This window comes from Streptomyces niger, from assembly GCF_000718305.1.
Lineage (GTDB): Bacteria > Actinomycetota > Actinomycetes > Streptomycetales > Streptomycetaceae > Streptomyces > Streptomyces niger.
In genome coordinates this window covers 1-19,955 of record NZ_JOFQ01000002.1, presented here as the reverse complement: position 1 = coordinate 19,955, position 19,955 = coordinate 1, and the positions used below count along the sequence as shown (strand labels likewise).

The 19,955-nt window shown below is 72.1% G+C and carries 23 protein-coding genes and 1 pseudogene; 19 read left to right on the top strand and 5 right to left on the bottom strand.

Annotated features, from left to right (window positions below):
- The first annotated feature begins 191 nt into the window (after positions 1 to 191).
- Entirely contained in the window at positions 192 to 1,064 is an 873-nt protein-coding gene (locus IF20_RS03975; RefSeq protein WP_110943810.1) for an alpha/beta hydrolase, read from the top strand.
- 29 nt (positions 1,065 to 1,093) lie between these two features.
- On the opposite strand, the pseudogene IF20_RS38945 reads toward IF20_RS03975, so the two are convergent.
- Positions 1,094 to 1,276, bottom strand: a pseudogene (locus IF20_RS38945) (imine reductase family protein); the annotation flags it as partial.
- On the opposite strand from IF20_RS38945, the gene IF20_RS40870 reads away from it, so the two are divergent.
- Entirely contained in the window at positions 1,213 to 1,551 is a 339-nt protein-coding gene (locus IF20_RS40870) for an LmrA/YxaF family transcription factor (RefSeq protein ID WP_407702453.1), read from the top strand. The pseudogene IF20_RS38945 and the gene IF20_RS40870 overlap by 64 nt on opposite strands.
- Before the next feature lie 16 nt (positions 1,552 to 1,567).
- Here IF20_RS40870 and IF20_RS03970 read toward each other — a convergent pair whose 3' ends face one another.
- Both IF20_RS03970 and IF20_RS03965 read right to left on the bottom strand, forming a co-directional pair.
- A complete protein-coding gene (locus IF20_RS03970; RefSeq protein ID WP_110943859.1) occupies positions 1,568 to 3,469 on the bottom strand; it encodes an ABC transporter ATP-binding protein in 1,902 nt (633 codons plus the stop codon).
- 95 nt (positions 3,470 to 3,564) lie between these two features.
- Positions 3,565 to 5,298: an ABC transporter ATP-binding protein gene (locus tag IF20_RS03965; RefSeq protein WP_052863545.1), complete on the bottom strand. Its 1,734-nt coding sequence runs from the start codon at positions 5,296 to 5,298 to the stop codon at positions 3,565 to 3,567.
- 118 nt (positions 5,299 to 5,416) lie between these two features.
- Here IF20_RS03965 and IF20_RS03960 point away from each other — a divergent pair, with 118 nt between their 5' ends.
- The 10 genes from IF20_RS03960 (at position 5,417) to ygfZ (ending at position 12,217) form a co-directional block, all read left to right on the top strand.
- Positions 5,417 to 5,713: a MoaD/ThiS family protein gene (locus IF20_RS03960; RefSeq protein ID WP_199896477.1), complete on the top strand. Its 297-nt coding sequence runs from the start codon at positions 5,417 to 5,419 to the stop codon at positions 5,711 to 5,713.
- Between the two features lie 7 nt (positions 5,714 to 5,720).
- Positions 5,721 to 6,941, top strand: coding sequence for a hypothetical protein (locus IF20_RS03955; RefSeq protein ID WP_110943809.1), 1,221 nt, complete (start codon positions 5,721 to 5,723; stop codon positions 6,939 to 6,941).
- A 138-nt stretch (positions 6,942 to 7,079) separates the two neighbouring features.
- On the top strand, positions 7,080 to 7,781 hold the full coding sequence (locus IF20_RS03950; RefSeq protein WP_052863543.1) for an LmeA family phospholipid-binding protein: 702 nt from the start codon (positions 7,080 to 7,082) through the stop codon (positions 7,779 to 7,781).
- Positions 7,782 to 7,983: 202 nt separating this feature from the next.
- Positions 7,984 to 8,091: a putative leader peptide gene (locus IF20_RS40865; RefSeq protein ID WP_407702440.1), complete on the top strand. Its 108-nt coding sequence runs from the start codon at positions 7,984 to 7,986 to the stop codon at positions 8,089 to 8,091.
- A 141-nt stretch (positions 8,092 to 8,232) separates the two neighbouring features.
- Positions 8,233 to 9,078 (top strand): sulfurtransferase, encoded by an 846-nt coding sequence (locus IF20_RS03945; RefSeq protein ID WP_052863542.1) that lies wholly within the window; start codon positions 8,233 to 8,235, stop codon positions 9,076 to 9,078.
- 34 nt (positions 9,079 to 9,112) lie between these two features.
- Positions 9,113 to 9,400 carry a DUF1416 domain-containing protein gene (locus IF20_RS03940; protein WP_030254814.1) on the top strand — a complete coding sequence of 96 codons (288 nt, stop codon included), beginning with the start codon at positions 9,113 to 9,115 and terminating at the stop codon, positions 9,398 to 9,400.
- Between the two features lie 166 nt (positions 9,401 to 9,566).
- A complete protein-coding gene (locus IF20_RS03935; RefSeq protein ID WP_110943808.1) occupies positions 9,567 to 9,824 on the top strand; it encodes a DUF3099 domain-containing protein in 258 nt (85 codons plus the stop codon).
- A 255-nt stretch (positions 9,825 to 10,079) separates the two neighbouring features.
- Positions 10,080 to 10,673 (top strand): FABP family protein, encoded by a 594-nt coding sequence (locus IF20_RS03930; RefSeq protein WP_052863541.1) that lies wholly within the window; start codon positions 10,080 to 10,082, stop codon positions 10,671 to 10,673.
- Between the two features lie 34 nt (positions 10,674 to 10,707).
- Positions 10,708 to 11,169: a Fur family transcriptional regulator gene (locus IF20_RS03925; protein ID WP_052863540.1), complete on the top strand. Its 462-nt coding sequence runs from the start codon at positions 10,708 to 10,710 to the stop codon at positions 11,167 to 11,169.
- Positions 11,170 to 11,233: 64 nt separating this feature from the next.
- Entirely contained in the window at positions 11,234 to 12,217 is a 984-nt protein-coding gene (gene ygfZ / locus IF20_RS03920) for a CAF17-like 4Fe-4S cluster assembly/insertion protein YgfZ (protein ID WP_052863539.1), read from the top strand.
- A 23-nt stretch (positions 12,218 to 12,240) separates the two neighbouring features.
- On the opposite strand, the gene dtd is transcribed toward ygfZ, so the two are convergent.
- Positions 12,241 to 12,666: a D-aminoacyl-tRNA deacylase gene (dtd, locus tag IF20_RS03915; RefSeq protein WP_052863538.1), complete on the bottom strand. Its 426-nt coding sequence runs from the start codon at positions 12,664 to 12,666 to the stop codon at positions 12,241 to 12,243.
- Positions 12,667 to 13,076: 410 nt separating this feature from the next.
- Between dtd and IF20_RS03910 the strand changes: the two genes are divergently transcribed.
- The 5 genes from IF20_RS03910 to IF20_RS03890 all read left to right on the top strand — a co-directional run bounded on the left by IF20_RS03910 (position 13,077) and on the right by IF20_RS03890 (position 17,291).
- Positions 13,077 to 13,619 (top strand): RsiG family protein, encoded by a 543-nt coding sequence (locus tag IF20_RS03910; RefSeq protein ID WP_052863537.1) that lies wholly within the window; start codon positions 13,077 to 13,079, stop codon positions 13,617 to 13,619.
- A 63-nt stretch (positions 13,620 to 13,682) separates the two neighbouring features.
- A complete protein-coding gene (locus tag IF20_RS03905) occupies positions 13,683 to 14,675 on the top strand; it encodes an asparaginase (protein WP_052863536.1) in 993 nt (330 codons plus the stop codon).
- 68 nt (positions 14,676 to 14,743) lie between these two features.
- Positions 14,744 to 15,988, top strand: coding sequence for a GNAT family N-acetyltransferase (locus IF20_RS03900; RefSeq protein WP_052863535.1), 1,245 nt, complete (start codon positions 14,744 to 14,746; stop codon positions 15,986 to 15,988).
- 90 nt (positions 15,989 to 16,078) lie between these two features.
- Positions 16,079 to 16,510, top strand: coding sequence for an ankyrin repeat domain-containing protein (locus IF20_RS03895; protein ID WP_052863534.1), 432 nt, complete (start codon positions 16,079 to 16,081; stop codon positions 16,508 to 16,510).
- Positions 16,511 to 16,727: 217 nt separating this feature from the next.
- Positions 16,728 to 17,291: an NADPH-dependent FMN reductase gene (locus IF20_RS03890; RefSeq protein ID WP_052863533.1), complete on the top strand. Its 564-nt coding sequence runs from the start codon at positions 16,728 to 16,730 to the stop codon at positions 17,289 to 17,291.
- An 88-nt stretch (positions 17,292 to 17,379) separates the two neighbouring features.
- Here the strand turns inward: IF20_RS03890 and IF20_RS03885 are convergent, their stop codons facing one another.
- Entirely contained in the window at positions 17,380 to 17,961 is a 582-nt protein-coding gene (locus IF20_RS03885; protein ID WP_052863532.1) for a TetR/AcrR family transcriptional regulator, read from the bottom strand.
- Between the two features lie 123 nt (positions 17,962 to 18,084).
- On the opposite strand from IF20_RS03885, the gene IF20_RS03880 reads away from it, so the two are divergent.
- Both IF20_RS03880 and IF20_RS40430 read left to right on the top strand, forming a co-directional pair.
- On the top strand, positions 18,085 to 18,498 hold the full coding sequence (locus IF20_RS03880; RefSeq protein ID WP_052863531.1) for a VOC family protein: 414 nt from the start codon (positions 18,085 to 18,087) through the stop codon (positions 18,496 to 18,498).
- Positions 18,499 to 18,581: 83 nt separating this feature from the next.
- Positions 18,582 to 19,838, top strand: coding sequence for a glycosyltransferase (locus IF20_RS40430; protein WP_110943806.1), 1,257 nt, complete (start codon positions 18,582 to 18,584; stop codon positions 19,836 to 19,838).
- Positions 19,839 to 19,955: the final 117 nt, after the last annotated feature.

Sequence of the window (19,955 nt, the reverse complement as noted above, 5' to 3'; positions counted from 1 at the left end):
TGCGGCACTGCTTCGTACGGTCGCGGGCCCCGCGCCGTTGCGAGGTTCGCGTGCCTCCGGAGCGTGATCGCTTCGATACGCTCCGCGCTCCGGAGCGCCTCCGCGCTCATTCGCGCACCACCCGTCCGAAAGCACAAAAGGATCCGGGGGCTACGCTGCCCGGATCCTTCATGCCCGCCAGAATAGCCCACATGTCTTCCCACCCGGCGGCCGACTTTGCGCGATCTTGTGTTCCTTCGATCACTTCGAGTGGTCGGCGCGTCGCCCTGTTGACGGACGACGGCGTGTGCATCGAGGCCGAGTACGCCCCTCGCCGCCCCGCCCCAGAAGGCGCTGCCGCGGCGGCACCCGGAGGGCCCGTCGTGGTCCTCGCGCACGGCTTCACCGGCTCCCTGGACCGCCCCGCGCTGCGCCGCGCCGCCGCCGCGTTCGCCCAGTACACGCCCGTGATCACGTTCTCCTTCCGGGGGCACGGCCGGTCGGGTGGCCGGTCGACGGTGGGTGACCGGGAAGTGCTGGACCTGGCGGCCGCGGTGCGCTGGGCGCGCAGCCTGGGCCATACGCAGGTGGCCACTGTGGGCTTCTCCATGGGCGGCTCGGTGGTGATCCGGCACGCGGCCCGGTACCGACCGGAGCACGAGGGGCGCACAGGTGCGCACACCGACATGGTGGTGGCGGTGAGCGCCCCTGCTCGTTGGTATTACCGCGGTACCGCGGCGATGCGCCGGCTGCACTGGGTGGTGGAGCGACCGCTGGGCCGCCTCGTGGGGCGGCTGGGCCTGCACACCCGGATCCACTCCGAGGCCTGGGATCCGGTGCCGCTCTCCCCCACCGAGGCGGCCCCCCTGATCGCCCCGACGCCGCTGCTGATCGTGCACGGCGACCGCGATCCCTACTTCCCGCTCGACCACCCCCGCGCGCTGGCGGCCGCCGCCGCGCCCGGGTCCACCGACCTGTGGATCGAGCGCGGCTACGGCCACGCGGAGAACGCCGCGGCCCCGGAGCTGCTGGACCGCATCGCCGACTGGCTCGGCGCGCGGGCGGCCGAGCCGACCGGGAACTGATCAGGCGGCGGACTTCCGCGCCACCTCGATCAGGCGGCGGGCTTCCGCAGCACCTCGATCAGGCTGGTGAAGCTCTCCGCGCCGTGCCCCGCCGCCACGCCCCGGCCGAACAGGGCCGCCAGGGCCGCGGGAACCGTGGCGTCCACGCCTGCTTCCCGGGCCGCGCCCAGCGCGTGGTCGGTACTGGCCGCACACATCGCGAGGGTCGCCTCGTCGCCCGGGTACGGTCACCACCACGGCGCTGGAGGCCGTCGGCCGCGCCCCCGACCTGGAGCGTGCCTGCGCCGAGGCGCACCAGCACTGGCAGGACGTGGTGCGCGACAAGTTCCGCGCCGCCGGCATCGCCGCGCCCGACGCGGACGAGCTGGCCCTCACCGTCATCAACACCCTGGAGGGCGCGGAGCTGTCCGCCCAGCTCCGGCGCAGCGAAAAGCCGCTCCTGGTGGCGGGACACCACCTGGAGCGGCTGATCAGGCTGTACCTGTAGGCCGGCCGGGCCGGGGTCAGTCGGTCTCCGCGACCGCCTCGGCGAACTGGGCCGCGTACAGCCGCGCGTACGCGCCGTCCGCCGCCAGCAGGGCGTCGTGCGTGCCCTGCTCGACGATCGAGCCGGACTCCATGACCAGGATCAGGTCGGCGTCGCGGATCGTGGAGAGCCGGTGCGCGATCACGAAGCTCGTCCGGCCCGACCGCAGCTGCGCCATGGCCTGCTGGATGAGGAGCTCGGTACGGGTGTCCACCGAGCTGGTCGCCTCGTCCAGGACCAGGATCGCGGGCTCGGCGAGGAAGGCACGGGCGATGGTGATCAGCTGCTTCTCACCGACCGAGACGTTGCCGCCCTCCTCGTCGATGACGGTGTCGTAGCCGTCGGGGAGGGTGCGCACGAAGCGGTCGACGTGGGTGGCCTTCGCCGCTTCCACGATCTTGTCCATCGAGATGCCCTCGGGGGCGCCGTACGCGATGTTGTCGGCGATGGTGCCGCCGAAGAGCCAGGTGTCCTGGAGCACCATGCCGATGTTCGCGCGCAGCTCCTCGCGGGCCATCTCGGCGATGTCCACGCCGTCCAGCGTGATCCGGCCGCCGCTCACCTCGTAGAACCGCATGAGGAGGTTGACCAGCGTCGTCTTGCCGGCCCCGGTGGGCCCGACGATGGCCACGGTCTGGCCGGGGCTGACGGCCAGCGACAGGTCCTCGATCAGCGGCTTCTCCGGGTCGTACCGGAAGGAGACGTGCTCGAAGGCGACCCTGCCGGTCACGTGGTCGGGGCGCGGGACCTCCTTCGCGTCCGGCTCCTGCTCGTCGGCGTCCAGCAGCTCGAAGACCCGCTCGGCCGACGCGACGCCGGACTGCACCAGGTTGGCCATCGAGGCGACCTGGGTGAGCGGCTGGCTGAACTGCCGCGAGTACTGGATGAACGCCTGCACGTCACCGATGGAGAGCGCGCCCGACGCGACCCGGAGGCCGCCGACCACGGCCACCAGGACGTAGTTGAGGTTGCCGATGAACATCATCGCGGGCTGGATGACGCCCGAGATGAACTGCGCCCGGAACCCCGCCTCGTAGAGGTCCTCGTTCTCCTTGCGGAAGATCTCGGCGGACTCCTGCTGGCGGCCGAAGACCTTGACCAGGGAGTGCCCGGTGTACATCTCCTCGATGTGCGCGTTGAGCTTGCCGGTGGTCTTCCACTGCTGGACGAACTGCGGCTGCGCCCGCTTGCCGATCCGGGTGGCGACCACCACCGACACCGGCACGGTGACCAGCGCGACCAGCGCCAGCAGCGGCGAGATCCAGAACATCATCGCCAGCACGCCGACGATCGTCAGCAGCGAGGCGACGATCTGGCTGAACGTCTGCTGGAAGGTCTGCTGGATGTTGTCGATGTCGTTGGTCGCGCGGGAGAGCACCTCGCCGCGCGGCTGCCTGTCGAAGTAGCTCAGCGGCAGCCGGGCCAGCTTCTCCTCCACCTGCTCGCGCAGCCGGTACACGGTCTTCTGGACGACCGTGGTGACGATGCGGGCCTGGACGAAGCCGAAGAGGGAGGACGCCAGGTAGATCGCGAAGACCCACAGGAGCACCGTGCCGACGGCGCCGAAGTCGATGCCGTGGCCGGGGACCACCGGCATCGTGCCGAGGATGTCGGCCAGCCCGTCCTTGCCCTGGTGGCGCAGGGCCTCGACGGCCTGTTCCCTGGTGATCCCCGCCGGCAGCTGACGGCCGACGATGCCGGCCACGATCAGGTCGGTGGCGTGGCCGAGCACCTTCGGCCCGGCGACCGTCAGCGCGACGCTGACCGTGCCGAGCAGCAGCGCGACGGTGATGACGGCACGCTCGGGCCGCATCTGACGCAGCAGCCGCTTGCCCGACCCCTTGAAGTCCATGGACTTCTCGGTGGGCTGGCCACCCATGAAGCGGGCCGGGCCCGCACCGGGTCTGGGGCCCGCCTGCGGGGCCGCCTTCTGCGGGGCGCCCTTGTCCAGGCTGCTGCCCTTGTCCGGGGTACTCACGCCGCCTCCTGCTCGGTGAGCTGGGAGAGGACGATCTCCCGGTACGTCTCGTTGTCCGCCATCAGCTCGGTGTGCGTACCGGTGCCGACGACCCGGCCCTCGTCCAGGACCACGATCCGGTCGGCCCCGCGGATGGTGGACACCCGCTGCGCGACGATCACCACGGTCGCCCGGCCGGTCTCGCGCGCGAGCGCGGCCCGCAGGGCGGCGTCGGTGGCGTAGTCCAGCGCGGAGAAGGAGTCGTCGAAGAGGTAGATCTCGGGCTTGCGGACCAGCGCGCGGGCGATGGCCAGGCGCTGCCGCTGGCCGCCGGAGACATTGCTGCCGCCCTGCGCGATCGACGCCTCCAGGCCGCCCTCCATACGCTCGACGAAGTCGCGGGCCTGCGCGGTCTCCAGCGCGTGCCACAGCTCCTCGTCGGTGGCGTCGGGCTTGCCGTAGCGCAGGTTGGAGGCGACGGTCCCGGAGAAGAGGTACGGCTTCTGCGGCACCAGGCCGATGGCGTCGGAGAGGGTGCGCGGGTCCAGGCCGCGTACGTCCTCGCCGTCCACGAGCACCGCACCGCCGGTCGCGTCGAACAGCCGGGGCACCAGGCCGAGGAGGGTGGACTTGCCGCTGCCGGTGGAGCCGATGACGGCGGTGGTCTCGCCGGGGCGCGCCACGAGGGAGACGTCCTTGAGGACCGGCTCCTCGGCGCCGGGGAAGCGGAACTCCACGTCCCGCAGTTCCAGCTCGCCGTGGCGGCGCAGCTCGGTGACGCCGGCCTCGGGCGGGGTGACGCTGGTGTCGGTGGCCAGCACCTCCTGGATGCGCTCGGCGCAGACCTCGGCGCGCGGCAGCATCATGACCATGAACGTCGCCATCATGATCGACATCAGGATGTACATGAGGTAGCTGAGGAAGGCCGTCAGCGCGCCGATCTCCATGCCGCCGCTGTCGATGCGGTGGCCGCCGAACCAGACGACGGCCACGCTGGAGGCGTTCACGATCAGCATGACCAGCGGGAACATCATCGACATCAGCCGGCCCGCGCGCAGCGAGACGTCGTAGAGGTCGGTGTTGGCCTTCTCGAAGCGGGTCCGTTCGTGCTGGTCCCGGACGAAGGCGCGGATGACCCGGATGCCGGTGATCTGCTCGCGCAGTACGCGGTTGACGGTGTCGATGCGCTCCTGCACGCCCCGGAAGAGCGGCCGCATCCGCCGGACGATCAGCGCCACGAGCACGCCGAGCACGGGGACGATGACCAGCAGCAGGCCGGAGAGCGGCACGTCCTGGTTGAGCGCCATGACGACGCCGCCGATCATCATGATCGGCGCCGCGACCATCATCGTGAACGTCATCAGCACCAGCATCTGGACCTGCTGGACGTCGTTGGTGGTGCGGGTGATGAGCGAGGGCGCGCCGAAGGAGCCGAGCTCCCGCGCGGAGAAGGACTGCACCCGGTCGAAGACGGCGGCCCGGACGTCGCGTCCCAGGGCCATGGCCGTACGGGCGCCGAAGTAGACGGCGCCGATCGCGCAGACGATCTGGAGGACCGTCACGGCGATCATCCAGCCGCCGGTGGTGAGGATGTAGCCGGTGTCGCCCTTGACGACACCGTTGTCAATGATCTCGGCGTTGAGGGTCGGAAGATAGAGCGTGGCCAGCGTCTGTATGAGCTGGAGCAGCACGATCAGGGATATCGAGCGTCTGTGGGGGCGCAGATGCGCCATGGCGAGTCGGACCAGCACCCATCGAGCCTATGCGAACGTTTGCCCGCAGCAACCGATATTTCTGTCTTACGGGGGACCGGCCGCAAGGCTTTGCCGCGCCTTGCCCGGAGCCGGGCGCCCGGCGGCGTAGGCCATCATGGAGGCGGCAACGAAGGAGAAGGGGCCGCCCGTGACAACAACAGGCACCGTGCGCTACTGGGCGGCGGCGAAGGCCGCGGCCGGCACGGCGGAGGAGCCGTACGCCGCGAGCACGCTCGCCGAGGCGCTGGAGGCGGCGCGTGCGGCGCACGCGGCGAACCCGGAGTTCGCGCGCGTCCTGATGCGCTGCTCGTTCCTCGTCGACGGCACCGCGGTCGGCGGCCGCGACCACGCCTCGGTCCCACTGTCCCAGGGCGGCACCGTCGAGGTCCTCCCACCGTTCGCGGGAGGATGACCCCGAGATGAGCGACCAGCAGCACGGCCCGTACGGGCAGCGGTACGAGACCTACGAGGACCCGGCGCACGGCAACGGCGCGTACGGCGGCCACGCGTACGGCCACGGCCAGGGCGGTCCCGGTCAGGGCGACCACGGTCAGGGCGGTCACGCCCAAGGCCCGTACGCCCACGGCCAGGACCCCTACGCCCACGGCCAGTACGCCCAGGATCCCTACGTCCAGGGCCAGGACGCGTACGCCGGCGCCCACGCCCCGTACACCGATCCGTACGCCCAGCCGCAGGCGTACCCGTACGCCCAGCCGCAACCGCAGACGCAGACCTGGGACGGCGCGACCTGGGAGACCGAGGCGGGGCAGCCCGCGCAGGCCTCCGCCGCCGCGGCGACCACCCACCTCCCGGCCCAGCCGGCCCCGGCACCGGAGCCCGCCGCGCGCCAGGAGCCCGCGCCGGAGGCCGTGGATCTTTCGCGCCTCGCGCCCAACCAGCGCGCCCGCGCGCTCGGCCACTCGCCGATCATCCCGCCCGGCTTCCAGCCGGCCGCGCTCACCGCGGGGCTCGCCGTGCTGCTCGCGCTGGCGGCGCCGCTGCCCCGGCTGTTCCCGGCCCTCGTGGTCGCGGTCCTGCAGGCGGTCACGGCGGCCGGCTGGTTCCGGCTGAACGGCATGTGGCCGGCCCGCCAGGGCATCGCGCTGGCGTTCCTCGGCGGCCTGGTCACCGACGCCGCGCTGCTGGTCACCGACCGGGACGACGCGCCCGTGGTGGGCATCGGCACGCTCGGCGTGTGGTGCCTGCTCGTCCTCGTCCTGCAGCTGCGCAACCGCCAGAGCGCGGACGAGCGGATGTACGCGCTGACCGCCGGCCTCACCTCGTCCGCGCTGGCGGTGCTGGCCGCCGGCCACCTCGCGGCCGAGCCGCACGCCACGGTCACCGGCGCCGCCGCGGTGGCGGTCGCGGTGCTCGCCCGCGCGCTGCCGCTGCCCGGACCCGTCTCGGTGGTGCTCGCGCTGCTGGCCGCGACCGGCGCGGGGATCGCGGCCGGACAGTTCGGCGGCCACGGCGCGGCCGGTGCCGTCCTCGGCTTCGCGGCCGGCGGCTGCGCGCTGATCGGCCTGCGGGTGGCCAGCTACGACTACCCCTCGCGGTTCGTGCACCTGACGGCCGGCGTCGCGCTGCCGCTGGCGCTCGCCGCCCCCGCCGTCTACGTCCTGGGCCGCACCCTGGGCTGAGCGATTCCCGGCCCCGATGCAACCTCATCCGGCCGGTCACGCTCCTTACGGAGGGAGCGTGACCGGCCGGTTCATACCGTCGCACCAGGGGCCCGGTTAGGCTCGGCGTCACACCGAAGCATGGGGGGAAGGGGTTCGATGCGTGCTCTGAGAAGGCTCTTGGTGCTGCTGGTCGTGCTGGCGGCGCTGTTCGTTGCCGCCGACCGACTGGCCGTGAACTTCGCCGAGGACAAGGCCGCCGACAAGATCCGCGGCAGCCTGGGACTCGACGAGACACCACAGGTGTCGATCAAGGGCTTCCCCTTCCTGACCCAGGTCGCGAGCGGCACCCTCACCGAGGTCGACGCCTCGCTCGGCGGCATCGAGGCCGCCGCCGAGGGCCACCGGCTGCGGGTCACGGAGCTGTCGGCCCGGTTCCACGACGTGAAGCTGAGCAGCGACTACACCTCCATCGAAGGCGCGGCCTCCGCGACCGGCGAGGCCCGGATCGGCTATGCCGACCTGACGAAGGCGGCGGGGGACGGCGTGCGCATCTCGTACGGCGGCACGAGCGGCGGCAAGAGCCAGGTAAAGATCTCGCCGGACGTCCCCGTGCTCGACTCCCTCGACGTGGTCGGCACCGTCTCCACGGTGGGCGGCGACACGATACGGCTGCGCGCCGACGAGCTCCCGACGCTGTGCACCGCGATCCCCGGCTGCGAGGACAAGGTGCGGGCCCGCACGGACCACGACTGGAAGCTGAACGACCTGCCGGCGGGGCTGAAGCTGGACCGCGTGACGACCACCCGGGACGGCATAGCGATCTCGGCGAAGGGCACCGACGTCAAGCTGCCGGGCTGACCCGGCGGCCGCCGCCCGGACCACGTTGTCCATCTCCTGAGACAGGGCTGTCCGCACCGCGGCCCGCAGCGGCCGTCCGGCCCACCGCCGGGCGGCCCGCGCACCGCCGCCCCCACCCTCCGCTTCCACATCACGGACACTTGCGTCTCAGCATTCGACACGCCGGTGACACGCCCCGCCGTCCCTCTTTACGATCGGTGGCATGCAGAGCCTGAAGAGCCGTCCCCTCACGCGGGGACAGGCGGATCTCACGAAGCGGCGGGCAGTCGACCTGTGCCGCGTCGCCGCCATGCTCTGTCGCTCTGTCTGACGGGTTTCTGCCACCCGTCCTCCCGGCCGTGAGGCCATTCCGCTTGTCTTCCCGCGCAGCGCCGCGCGCCCTCTGATGCCGCCGCGCGTACCGGCGTACTCCTGCGCAACCGCATCCGAAACTGCCCCGGAGGAGAAAACCATGAGCCGTAGCGACGTCCTCGTCGACGCCGACTGGGTCGAGGCCCACATCGACGACCCCAAGGTGGTCATCGTCGAGGTGGACGAGGACACCTCGGCCTACGACAAGAACCACATCAAGAACGCGGTCCGCATCGACTGGCAGCAGGACCTGCAGGACCCGGTGCGCCGTGACTTCGTCGACCAGGAGGGCTTCGAGAAGCTCCTGTCGGCCAAGGGCATCGCCAACGACGACACCGTCGTCCTCTACGGCGGCAACAACAACTGGTTCGCCTCCTACGCCTACTGGTACTTCAAGCTCTACGGCCACCAGGACGTCAAGCTCCTCGACGGCGGCCGCAAGAAGTGGGAGCTGGACTCCCGCGACCTGGTCGACGGCTCGCAGGTGCCGCAGCGCGCCGCGACCGAGTACAAGGCCAAGCCGCAGGACGCCTCGATCCGCGCCTTCCGCGACGACGTCGTGAACGCGATCGGCAGCAAGAACCTGGTGGACGTCCGCTCCCCCGACGAGTTCAGCGGCAAGCTGCTCGCCCCGGCGCACCTCCCGCAGGAGCAGTCGCAGCGCCCCGGCCACGTGCCGAGCGCCCGCAACATCCCGTGGTCGAAGAACGCCAACGACGACGGCACCTTCAAGTCCGACGAGGAGCTCAAGGCCCTCTACGAGGACGAGCAGGTCGACCTGGCCAAGGACACCATCGCCTACTGCCGCATCGGTGAGCGCTCCGCGCTCACCTGGTTCGTGCTGCACGAGCTCCTGGGCCAGGAGAACGTCAAGAACTACGACGGTTCCTGGACCGAGTACGGCTCGCTCGTCGGCGTGCCGATCGAGCTCGGCGCCAACAAGTAAGCCCCGACCCTCCCCTACCCCTCAAGGAATTCCCATGTGTGGAGCACAGGCCGGCGGCCCCGACGCGTCGACCATCAAGCCCGGTGAGACCACGATCCAGGGCAGCGTGACCAAGGACGGCGAGCCCGTCACCGGTTACGTCCGCCTGCTGGACAGCACCGGCGAGTTCACCGCCGAGGTTCCGACCTCCGCGACCGGACAGTTCCGCTTCTACGCGGCCGAGGGCACCTGGACGCTGCGTGCACTCGTCCCGGGCGGCACCGCCGACCGCACCGTGGTCGCCCAGCAGGGTGGTCTCGCCGAGGTCGCCATCGCTGTCTGACGCCGACCGTCCCGGACGGTCCGCACACGGCCGGAGGGCCGCACCCCAGGGGTTTGGACGCCTTGGCCGGGGTTGCGGCCCTCCGTGCTGCCCGCCCTCCGTACGGCTCGCCGCCACGGAGGGCGCAGCGCTGTTCAGGCCCGCCGGGCAGATCTACCGTGGAGGTATGTCCGTGCAGCGCCGACACCGCAGGTACTACGCCATGATGGCCACCTGCATCGCGCTCTTCGTCCTGGCGTGGGGCGTCGTGCGGCTGTGGTCGATCCCCGCGGCGGTGGCGATGTGCGTCGTCGCCATGGTCATCCCGCCCGTCGCCGCGATCGTGGCCAATCGCAGGGAACCCGACGAGCGCTGGTGGGACGAGTCCGGCGACCCGGAGTCCGACCGCTGGTGGCGCGAGCTGGACGACAAGGACCACCGGTGAGCGCGGCCCGGCCCGCTGGGGCGGACCTCACAGCGCCGCCGCTTCCTGCGGCGACTAGACTCACCTACGGTCCGTAAACCCTCACTCCGTCCGAGGAGCGCGCTCGTGCTTGAGGCATTCTTCACCACCCTGCTCGTCCTGGTCGCCGTCGGCGTCGTCGCCTTCGCGGGTCTGACCTGGAAGAAGCTGTACCAGGGCCAGCGCTGACGCGTACGGACCGAGACTGTCCACCTCCTATAGATCGCCTGAGCTCTCATGATCGAGATCCCGTCCGACCTGAACCCGGCCCTCGTACCGCTGGCCTTCCTCCTGGGCAACTGGGAAGGCGCGGGCGTCGCCGACTTCCCCGGCACCGAGAAGTGCAACTTCGGGCAGGAGGTCAGCTTCACCCACGACGGCCGTGACTTCCTGGAGTACCACTCGCACAGCTGGGTGCTCGACAGCGAGGGCAAGAAGGTCCGCCCGCTGGAGTCCGAGAGCGGCTACTGGCGCGTCGACGCGAACCGCAAGGTCGAGATCGTCATGGTGCGCGACCAGGGCGTCGTCGAGGTCTGGTACGGCGAGCTGGCCGACCAGAAGCCGCAGATCGACCTGGCGACGGACGCCGTGGCCCGTACCGAGGCCTCGGGCCCGTACAGCGGCGGCAAGCGGCTGTACGGCTACGTCAACAGCGACCTGATGTGGGTCGGCGAGAAGGCCACGCCGGACGTCCCGCTGCGCCCGTACATGTCGGCGCACCTGAAGAAGGTCGCGGACGCGAACCTCAAGGAGTGGGCGGAGAGCCTGCCCGAGGACATGCCCGACGGCGTCTCCTTCTTCAACCCCGACGGCACGCCCTACAAGCCGTAACAGCGCGCCGACGGGCGTACCTACACTGGGGGGCGTGGTGACCACCGACTGGCAGAGCGACCTCCGCAAGCGCGGATACCGTCTGACGCCCCAGCGGCAGCTCGTGCTGGAGGCGGTCGACCGGCTGGAGCACGCCACCCCCGACGAGATCCTCACCGAGGTGCGCAAGACGGCGGGCGGCGTCAACATCTCCACGGTCTACCGCACCCTGGAGCTGCTTGAGGAGCTGGGGCTCGTCAGCCACGCCCACCTCGGGCACGGCGCGCCCACGTACCACCTCGCCGACCGGCACCACCACATCCACCTGGTGTGCCGGGACTGCACGGACGTGATCGAGGCCGACCTGTCGGTCGCCGCGCCGTTCCGGGAGACGCTTCAGGAGACGTTCGGGTTCGACACGGACCTGAAGCACTTCGCGATCTTCGGCCGGTGCCGGGAGTGCACCGAGAAGGCGGCCGCCGCCGACGACGAGGCACCGGCGGCGGACTCCGACTGAGCCGCCCGCTCGATCACCGGGACGGATCGTCCGCCCGGTACTACCGGGACGTAGGCTGGGAGTCATGCTGCGTCCCTCAGAAGCCAGCCCCCTGCTGTCGCTGCCCGGTGCCGTCCCCGCCGAGGCCCCCGACGAAGGCGTCGCCGCGCACTACGGCGACCTCTTCCGCGAGCAACGCGCCCTCGCCGACGGCACGGGCTTCGTGGACCTCTCGCACCGCGGCGTGGTCACCGTCTCCGGCGCCGAACGGCTGAGCTGGCTGCACCTGCTGCTCACCCAGCACGTCAGCGAGCTGGCGCCCGGCCACGCCACCGAGGCGCTGATCCTCTCCGCCAACGGCCACATCGAGCACGCGCTCTACCTCGTCGACGACGGCGAGACGACCTGGCTGCACACCGAGCCGGGCACCCAGGAGGCGCTGCTCGCGTACCTGGAGAGCATGAAGTTCTTCTACCGGGTCGAGGTGGCCGACCGGACGGACGAGATCGCCGTCGTGCACCTGCCGGCCGGCTCCATCACCGAGGTGCCGAAGGACGCCGCCGCCGTCCGCGAGACGCCGCACGGCCGCGACCTGTTCCTGCCCCGCGCCTCCCTGGAGGGCTTCGCCGCCGCGCACGGCCCCGCGATCGGCGTGCTGGCCCTGGAGGCGCTGCGCGTCGAGGCGCACCGGCCGCGGCTCGGCCTGGAGACCGACCACCGCACCATCCCGCACGAGCTGGGCTGGATCGGCACGGCCGTGCACCTCCAGAAGGGCTGCTACCGCGGCCAGGAGACCGTCGCCCGCGTCCACAACCTGGGGAAGCCGCCGCGCCGGCTGGTCTTCCTGCACCTGGACGGCAGCGAGGTGAAGCTGCCGGGGCACGGCGCGCCGGTCCGGCTGGCCGCCGACGGCCCCGAGGGGCGCCAGATCGGCTTCGTCACGACCTCGGCCCGCCACTACGAGCTGGGGCCGATCGCACTGGCCCTGGTCAAGCGGAATATCAAGGCGGACGCCGAACTGATGGCGGACAGCACGGCGGCGGCCCAGGAGATCGTGGTCGAGCCGTAGGGGAAGGGCCCGCCGGTCCCGCGTCAGACCTCCAGCAGCACCGTGAACGGGCCGTCGTTCGTCAGCGAGACCTTCATGTCCGCGCCGAACCGGCCCGTTTCCACGTGCGCGCCGAGCGCCCGCAGCTGCGCGACGACCTCGTCGACCAGCGGCTCGGCGACCGGGCCGGGCGCCGCCGCGTTCCAGGTGGGGCGGCGGCCCTTCCGCGCGTCTCCGTAAAGCGTGAACTGGCTGATCACCAGCAGCCCGGCGCCGGTGTCCGAGCAGGACTTCTCACCGTCCAGGATCCGCACCGACCACAGCTTGCGGGCCAGCTGCGCGGCCTTCTCCGGGGTGTCGTCGTGCGTCACCCCGACCAGCACGCACAGCCCCTCCCCCACGATCTCGCCGACCGTCTCGCCGGCCACGTCGACGCGTGCGCCGTTCACCCTCTGCACCACAGCTCGCATACCGCCATGATGCCGGTCGCCACCCCATGCCACCCCGGCGGGTGCGACACGTCCGCACCACCCGGACAGCCCAACCGGGGCGCCCGTCTTACCCCCACACGGACCGTTCGCCCGGCAATGACCCTGCGCGGGCACCTCTCGCAGTGGCACGATGCCTGCACGCGGTGCGCGGGAACCACGTGGCTCCGGTACCGCACCGCACGAGGGGACGGACACGCATGAGCACCGCCGGCACCGGGCAGACATCCTCCGGTTCCGTACCTTTTGCCCGCACATCCGCCCAAGGGGCAGCGGCGGCCTCCGCCAGCGGGTCCCTGCCCCTGCCGACGACGATGTCCACGTCCCGGCCCGAGCCGACGCGCCCGCCCGGGCGCCCGGCGCGGCCCGGCGACCGCACCGAGGATGGCCCCATGCTTCCCGCAGGCCCGGCACAGCCCCGCCCTCCGCTGCAACGCGACCGCTTCCGTCCGGCCCCCCGGCCCGACCTCTCGGGCCGCGGCCTGCCCGAGATCCGCAAGCTGCGCCGGGACGCCCAGCAGGAGGAGGCCGACCTCAGCTACGTACGGCGGCTGCTCCAGGGCCGGATCGACATCCTGCGCGCCGAGGCCGCCCGGCGGGCCGCGCCGCAGACCACGGTCCTGGACCGGCTGCCGGAGATCCTGACGGACGAGCCCTCGCGGCACCGCTCCTCGGCCCGGCACGTGACGGTCGGGACGCCGCACAGCGAGGAATACCGCCGCCTCGCCGAGGACATGCTCGGCGAGGTCGAGCTGTCCGACCTGGGGGCACGCACGGACGCCGAGCTGCGGGAGGCGATGAGCCGGCTGGTCCAGTACGAGCAGCAGGTCTCGCTGCGCCGCCAGTCCCTGCAGCGCACGGCCGACGATTGCAGCGCGGAGATCGCCCGCAGGTACCGTGAAGGGGAAGCACAAGTAGACGACCTGCTCTCCTGACCCGGCGGCCGACCGCCGGCCGGTCCTCGTGGGAGGCGGGTCCGTGACCCCGGAAGGCCCGCGATGACCTCCTCCGCCGACACCCCCGGTGCGATATCCGCGCAGCAGCAGTCCCTCCCGCCCGTGCTCGCCGAGGTCGTCCGCTCCGGCTTCGTCGAGGGCGTGCACCGCGGCTCGCTGGTCGTCCTGGCCGCCGACGGCAGCGTGGACCTGGCCCTGGGCGACGTGACCGCGCCGGTCTTCCCGCGCTCCACGAACAAGCCGATGCAGGCCGCCGCGATCCTCCGCGCGGGCCTGGACCTCTCCGGCGAGCGCCTGGCCCTGGCTGCCGCCAGCCACTCCGGAGAAAGCTTTCACCTCGATCTCGTGCAGAAGATGCTCGCCGAGTACGACCTCGCGCCCGAGCAGCTGCAGACCCCGCCCGACCTGCCGCTCGACCCCACCGAGGCGGAGAACTACCTGGCCGCCGGCAAGGTCCGCGACCCGCTGACCATGAACTGCTCCGGCAAGCACACCGCGATGCTCGCCGCCTGCGCCGCCAACGGCTGGCCCCTGGAGAGCTACCTCGCCCAGGACCACCCGCTCCAGCAGCTGGTCCTGGAGGCCGTACGGGACGCCAGTGGCGAGGCCGTCGACCACATCGGCACCGATGGCTGCGGCGCGCCCCTGATGTCCCTCTCGCTGACCGGCCTGGCCCGCGCGTACCGGCACTTCGTCGTGGCGGCGCCCGGCACGCCCGAGCGCCGGGTGGCCGACGCGATGCGCGCCCACCCCGAGTACGTCGCGGGCAGCCGCCGCCCCGACACCTGGCTGATGCGCGAGGTCCCCGGCGTGCTGTCGAAGATGGGCGCCGAGGCCGTCCAGGCGCTGGCGCTGCCCGACGGCCGCGCGCTCGCCTTCAAGGTCGACGACGGCGCGACCCGCACCCTCGGCCCGATCCTGGCCCGCACGCTGCGCCTGATGGGCGTCGACGCCGAGGTCCTGAACCGGATCGCGGACGTCCCGCTGCTGGGCGGCGCCGCGCGCGTGGGCGAGATCCGGGCGGCGGCGTTCTGAACCGGCGGCGCCGCGGGGCGCGGTAAATCCGGGCGACAACCCGTCAGGACTGTGGCTAGCGTACGAACATGAGCCTTGAGGTGCGCGCCGTCGGCGAGGAGGAGTTCACCGGCTGGCTGGAGGCGGTGGCCACCGGCTTCACCCGGCCGCCGGGCACGGTCACCAAGGAAGAGGTCGAATTCCGCCGCGGCGGCACCGACTTCACCCGCCTCCAAGGCGGTTTCGACGACGGGCGCTGCATCGCGACCTTCCGCAGCTTCGCGCAGGAGCTGACGGTCGTGGGCGGCGCCCGGGTGCCGGCCGACGCCGTGAGCCAGGTGACCGTCTCCCCCACCCACCGCCGCCGCGGCCTGCTCAGCCGGATGATCGAGCGCGACCTGACCGCGGCGCGCGAACGCGGCGACGCGGTGGCCACGTTGATCGCCGCCGAGTACCCGATCTACGGGAGGTACGGCTTCGGGCCCGCCACCCACTTCACCGAGTGGCGCATCGACGTGGCCCGCGCCCGACTCGGCGCCGGGAAGCCGGGCGCCGAGTGCGGCGGCCGGGTGGAGTTCGTGAGCCCCGCTGAGGTGCGCGCCCTCGGCCCGGCCCTGCACGACCGCTTCCGGGCCCGGCAGCACGGCGCGGTCTCGCGCGACGCACGCTGGTGGCAGCTGGCCACCGGCGAGGTCCAGTGGCCGGCCCTGGACTGGAAGGAACCCTTCCACGCCGTGTACCGGTCGGCGGCCGGCGAGGTCGACGGCCTCGTCACGTACTCCTGCGACGAGCGGTGGGAGCAGAAGCAGCCCGAGCAGACCGCCTACGTCAGAAAGCTGATCGCGGTCACTCCGGAGGCCGAGCGCGCCCTGTGGCACTTCCTCTGCTCGATCGACTGGGTGTGGCACGTACGCACCGGGGAGCGTCCCCCGGACGACACCCTGCCGCTGCTGCTCGGCGACCCGCGTGCGGCGAGCATCGAGGAGCACGCCGACTACCTGTGGATCCGGCCGCTGGACGTGGCGCGCCTGCTGACCGCGCGGACGTACGCGGTGCCGGGGTCCCTGGTGCTGGAGGTGACCGACGCGGCCGGGTACGCCGCCGGCCGGTACCGCCTCGACGCCGGCCCCGAGGGCGCCACCTGCACGCCCACCACCCGCTCCGCCGACCTCACCCTCGACGTACGCGAACTGGCCTCGCTGTACCTGGGCGACGAGTCCGCCACGCGGCTCGCGGCGCTCGGGCGGATCCAGGAGGACCGGCCGGGCGCGCTGGCCACGGCGGACGCGCTGCTCCGGGCCGCGCGCCGGCCGTGGTGTCCGGACATGTTCTGAAGCGTCTTGCCGCCGACTCGCCGTTCGCGGCCCTGGCCTGCATAAAGTGGCCAGTGCAAGCGCACACCACGAGAGCAGGAGGCCGACAGCATGAGCGAGACGACCCCAGGCGCGCAGGGGCCCGAGTCGATCGAGCACGCGCACGACCCCGAGGTGCTGCAGCTGGCGGCCAAGATCTTCGACCTGGCCCGGCACGGCGACACCGACACCGTCGCCGCGTACGTCGACGCGGGCGTGCCCGCCAACCTGACCAACGAGAAGGGCGATTCGCTCGTCATGCTGGCCGCGTACCACGGCCACGCCGCGACCGTCGAAGCCCTGCTGCAGCGCGGCGCGGACGCCGACCGGCCCAACGAGCGCGGCCAGACCCCGATCGCGGGCGCCGTCTTCAAGGGCGAGGACGCCGTCGTACGGCTCCTCCTCAGCCACGGCGCCGACCCGCACGCGGGCGCGCCGTCGGCGGTCGACACGGCCCGCATGTTCGAGAAGAAGGAACTGCTGCAGCTCTTCGGCGAGGGCTGAACACGGGCCCGGGACAGGCTCCGGGGGGCTGCGCGAGGTTCCCGGGCCGGGGAAGCGGCCGCCGTCCCGGGGGCCGCGTGCCTCCGGCACGGCGTCCGATCACGATCACGTTCACGATCACGTTCATGTTCACGATCACGCTTGACCTCAAGTTTTGTTGAGGTCCTAGCGTCGTCTCTGCATTCGCCACCACACCTCATTCCAGAGAGGCACCGTCATGTCTGCAGAGACGCTCCACCTCGCCGTCATCGTCGCCAGCACCCGGGAAGGCCGGTTCGCGCCCGTCGTCGCGGACTGGTTCACCGGGCACGCGACGGCCCGGCCGGACCTCGACGTGGACGTCCTGGACCTCGCCGAGATCCAGCCGTACACGCTGCGCGGCGGCCCCGACGCCGAGGCGTTCGCCAAGCGCGTCGACGCGGCGGACGCCTTCGTCGTGATCACCCCGGAGTACAACCACTCCTTCCCCGCCCCGCTCAAGCACGCCATCGACCTGCTGCACGCGGAGTGGCAGGCCAAGCCGGTCGGATTCGTGTCCTACGGCGGGATCTCCGGCGGCCTGCGGGCCGTTGAACAACTGCGCCTGGTCTTCGCCGAGCTGCACGCCACGACCGTCCGCGAGACGGTCAGCCTCCCCATGGCCGGCCAACTCTTCGACGGCCAGGGCCACCTGCTCGCCCCCGAAGGCCCGGACCGCGCGGCCGCCGCCCTCCTGGACCAGCTGACCTGGTGGGCCCACGCCCTCCGCGACGCCCGCCTCACCAGGCCGTACGCGGGCTGAGGGGTCCGGGCAGGGGGCGGAGAGCCGGGGAGGGAGCGGCTAGCGGGGGAGCGGAGAGCCCCGGGGGAGCGGAGAGCGAGAGGAGCCGCTAGCGGTCGTCGGCCGGGAGCACCCGGTCCACCAGGGCGGCGATCAGCCCGTCCGTCTCCCCCTCCGGCACCACGCCCGGCAACGTGAGCTGCTCCAGCATCAGCCCGGTCATCGCGAGGTACATCAGCATCACCGCCGTACGGTCACCCGGCAGACCGCCCTCCTCGTGGAAGCGGAGATCCTCCGCCAGCACGCCCCGCATGGTGGCCGTCAGCTCCGCGCGCAGTTCGGGCCGCCGGGTGGCCTCCAGGCGCAGCTCCAGCATCGCGAGATAGCCGGTGCGGTTCGCGGTCACCCGGCGGTTGATCCAGCCCATCAGCTCGGTCACCAGCTCGCGCCCGTGCGGCGCCTTCATGACCTCGGCGACCTCGTCCGGGTCCGGGGCGATGCGCTGGTGGATCTGCCCGGTGACCTGCGCGAGCAGCGCGTCCCTGCTGGCGAAGTAGTTGGACGCGGTGCCCTTCGGCACGGCCGCCTCCGCGTCCACGGCGCGGAACGTCAGCCCGCGCGCTCCGTCCCGCGCCAGCACCTCGATCGCCGCGTCCACCAGCGCCGTACGCCGCTCCGGATTGCGTACCACCGGCACCCTCCCTTGTTCATCCCCTTGCAACCACTACACCCAACGTACTACAACTAAAGTGCTTCACCCCACTACAAGGGGAGTGGTCGACGGCACCGAGCCGCCGACCGGGAGGGGAACCCCATGCGCTTCGAAAAGCTCGGCATCGCCGTACTCAGCGACGACACGGCCGCCAGCAGCCGCTTCTACACCGAGCACTTCGGCTTCACGCAGATCGTCGACCTCGGCTGGTACGTCAGCCTGCACCACCCCGAACACCCCGCGTACATCCTCGACTTCGTCCAGCGCGGCCACGAGAGCATGCCGCAGAGCTTCCGCACCCAGGACACGGCGGGCCTCTGCCTCGCCTTCCTCGTCACGGACGCGGCCGCCGAAGAGGCCGCCCTGCGCGCCAAGGGCGTACGCATCACCGAACCGCTGCGCGACGAACCCTGGGGCCAGCGCCGCTTCAACGTCGAAAGCCCGGAAGGCATCCTCATCGAAGTCCTGCAGACCATCGAACCGGACCCCGACCGGGTTGCCGCCAACGAGAGTTGAGAGCCCTTCGCCCGGACGGGCCTTCCGCCCCCCGGACCGGGGGTGGCGTACCACCGCTCCAGGCACGGTGCTGGGATGTCGGCATGAAGCTGCTTCTCAGCACCCTGCCCGCGGCCGGTCACGTCAACCCGGCGCTACCGCTGGCCGCCCGCCTCGTCGAGCGCGGCCACGACGTCCTGTGGCACACCGGCGAGGCGTACGCACCGCAGGTGACGGCCACGGGCGCCCGCTTCGCGCCGTACGACCACGCCGCCGACCTGCGCAGACTGCCTGCCGAACCGGACCCGGGCAGCAAGGGCCCGGCGGCCGGCGTCTCCGCCCTGCGCAAGCTGCTCATCGACCGGATGCCCGGCCAACTCGCCGACTACGAGGCGCTGCTCGCGGACTTCCCCGCCGACCTCCTCGTCACCGACATGTGCGCGGTGGGCGCCGCCACGCTGCGCGACAAGGGCGGCCCCGCCTACGCCACGCTCGGCATCAACCCGCTGATGACCACCGACCCCGAGATCCCGTCGTTCACCTCCTCCCGCCCGCCCGCGACCTCGTTCCTGGGACAACTGCCCAACCGGCTGGCCCACTTCCTGACCCGCAAGGTCCTGGATCCCAAGCTGCGGGCCGCGCTCGACGCACACCGCGCCGACCTCGGCCTGCGCCCCTTCCCCCGCGACCGCCTCGCCCTGGAGCTGACCCGCTCCCCGTACCTGCATCTGATGCCGACCACCGAGGCGTTCGAGTTCCCCCGCCGCCGACTCGCCCCGCACATCCGCTTCGTGGGCCCGCTGCTCCCGGCCCCGCCCGCGGACTTCGACGCGCCGGAGTGGTGGGACGAGCTCGCGGCGTACGAGGGCCGCGTCGTCCACGTCACTCAGGGCACGGTCGCCACCGACCCGGCCGCGCTCCTCCGGCCCACCGTGGAGGCGCTGGCGGCGGAGGACGTCCTGGTCATCGCGACCGGCCCGAACCCCGCCGACACCGTGGGCTCTCTCCCGGACAACGTCCGCTGGGCGCCCTTCGTTCCGCACGCCCACCTGCTGCCGCACGTCTCCGTGATGATCACCAACGCGGGCTACAACGGCGTACTGACCGCCCTCGCACACGGCGTCCCGCTGATCTGCGCGGGCCGCAGCGAGGACAAGGCGGCGGTCAGCGCCCGGGTCGCCTGGTCCGGCGCGGGCCTGGACCTGCGCACCGCCCGCCCGACCGTCCCGGCCCTACGACGCGCCGTCCACACCGTCCTCAACACACCCACCTACCGAACCGCCGCCACCCGCATCAGCGAAGACTTCGCCCGACACGACGGACCGAACGAGGCAGCGAAGCTCCTGGAGGGGCTGGCATAGGGGGCGGTGGAGAGGGCGGTTCGGGGGCGCTTGAGAGGGCGGTGTTGAGAGGGCGGTTCGGGGCGGTGGAAGGGGACTCGGGGGGCTCCAGGGGGCGGGGGCAGGGGGGGCACAGGG

Bases quoted from the DNA above. Each gene is read 5' to 3' on its own strand.
- IF20_RS03975 (WP_110943810.1), top strand. From the start codon at position 192: ATGTCTTCCCACCCGGCGGCCGACTTTGCGCGATCTTGTGTTCCTTCG.
- IF20_RS03970 (WP_110943859.1), bottom strand. From the start codon at position 3,469: ATGGGTGGCCAGCCCACCGAGAAGTCCATGGACTTCAAGGGGTCGGGC.
- IF20_RS03960 (WP_199896477.1), top strand. From the start codon at position 5,417: ATGGAGGCGGCAACGAAGGAGAAGGGGCCGCCCGTGACAACAACAGGC.
- IF20_RS03955 (WP_110943809.1), top strand. From the start codon at position 5,721: ATGAGCGACCAGCAGCACGGCCCGTACGGGCAGCGGTACGAGACCTAC.
- IF20_RS03950 (WP_052863543.1), top strand. From the start codon at position 7,080: ATGCGTGCTCTGAGAAGGCTCTTGGTGCTGCTGGTCGTGCTGGCGGCG.
- IF20_RS40865 (WP_407702440.1), top strand. From the start codon at position 7,984: ATGCAGAGCCTGAAGAGCCGTCCCCTCACGCGGGGACAGGCGGATCTC.
- IF20_RS03945 (WP_052863542.1), top strand. From the start codon at position 8,233: ATGAGCCGTAGCGACGTCCTCGTCGACGCCGACTGGGTCGAGGCCCAC.
- IF20_RS03940 (WP_030254814.1), top strand. From the start codon at position 9,113: ATGTGTGGAGCACAGGCCGGCGGCCCCGACGCGTCGACCATCAAGCCC.
- IF20_RS03935 (WP_110943808.1), top strand. From the start codon at position 9,567: ATGTCCGTGCAGCGCCGACACCGCAGGTACTACGCCATGATGGCCACC.
- IF20_RS03930 (WP_052863541.1), top strand. From the start codon at position 10,080: ATGATCGAGATCCCGTCCGACCTGAACCCGGCCCTCGTACCGCTGGCC.
- ygfZ (WP_052863539.1), top strand. From the start codon at position 11,234: ATGCTGCGTCCCTCAGAAGCCAGCCCCCTGCTGTCGCTGCCCGGTGCC.
- dtd (WP_052863538.1), bottom strand. From the start codon at position 12,666: ATGCGAGCTGTGGTGCAGAGGGTGAACGGCGCACGCGTCGACGTGGCC.
- IF20_RS03910 (WP_052863537.1), top strand. From the start codon at position 13,077: ATGCTTCCCGCAGGCCCGGCACAGCCCCGCCCTCCGCTGCAACGCGAC.
- IF20_RS03905 (WP_052863536.1), top strand. From the start codon at position 13,683: ATGACCTCCTCCGCCGACACCCCCGGTGCGATATCCGCGCAGCAGCAG.
- IF20_RS03900 (WP_052863535.1), top strand. From the start codon at position 14,744: ATGAGCCTTGAGGTGCGCGCCGTCGGCGAGGAGGAGTTCACCGGCTGG.
- IF20_RS03895 (WP_052863534.1), top strand. From the start codon at position 16,079: ATGAGCGAGACGACCCCAGGCGCGCAGGGGCCCGAGTCGATCGAGCAC.
- IF20_RS03890 (WP_052863533.1), top strand. From the start codon at position 16,728: ATGTCTGCAGAGACGCTCCACCTCGCCGTCATCGTCGCCAGCACCCGG.
- IF20_RS03880 (WP_052863531.1), top strand. From the start codon at position 18,085: ATGCGCTTCGAAAAGCTCGGCATCGCCGTACTCAGCGACGACACGGCC.
- IF20_RS40430 (WP_110943806.1), top strand. From the start codon at position 18,582: ATGAAGCTGCTTCTCAGCACCCTGCCCGCGGCCGGTCACGTCAACCCG.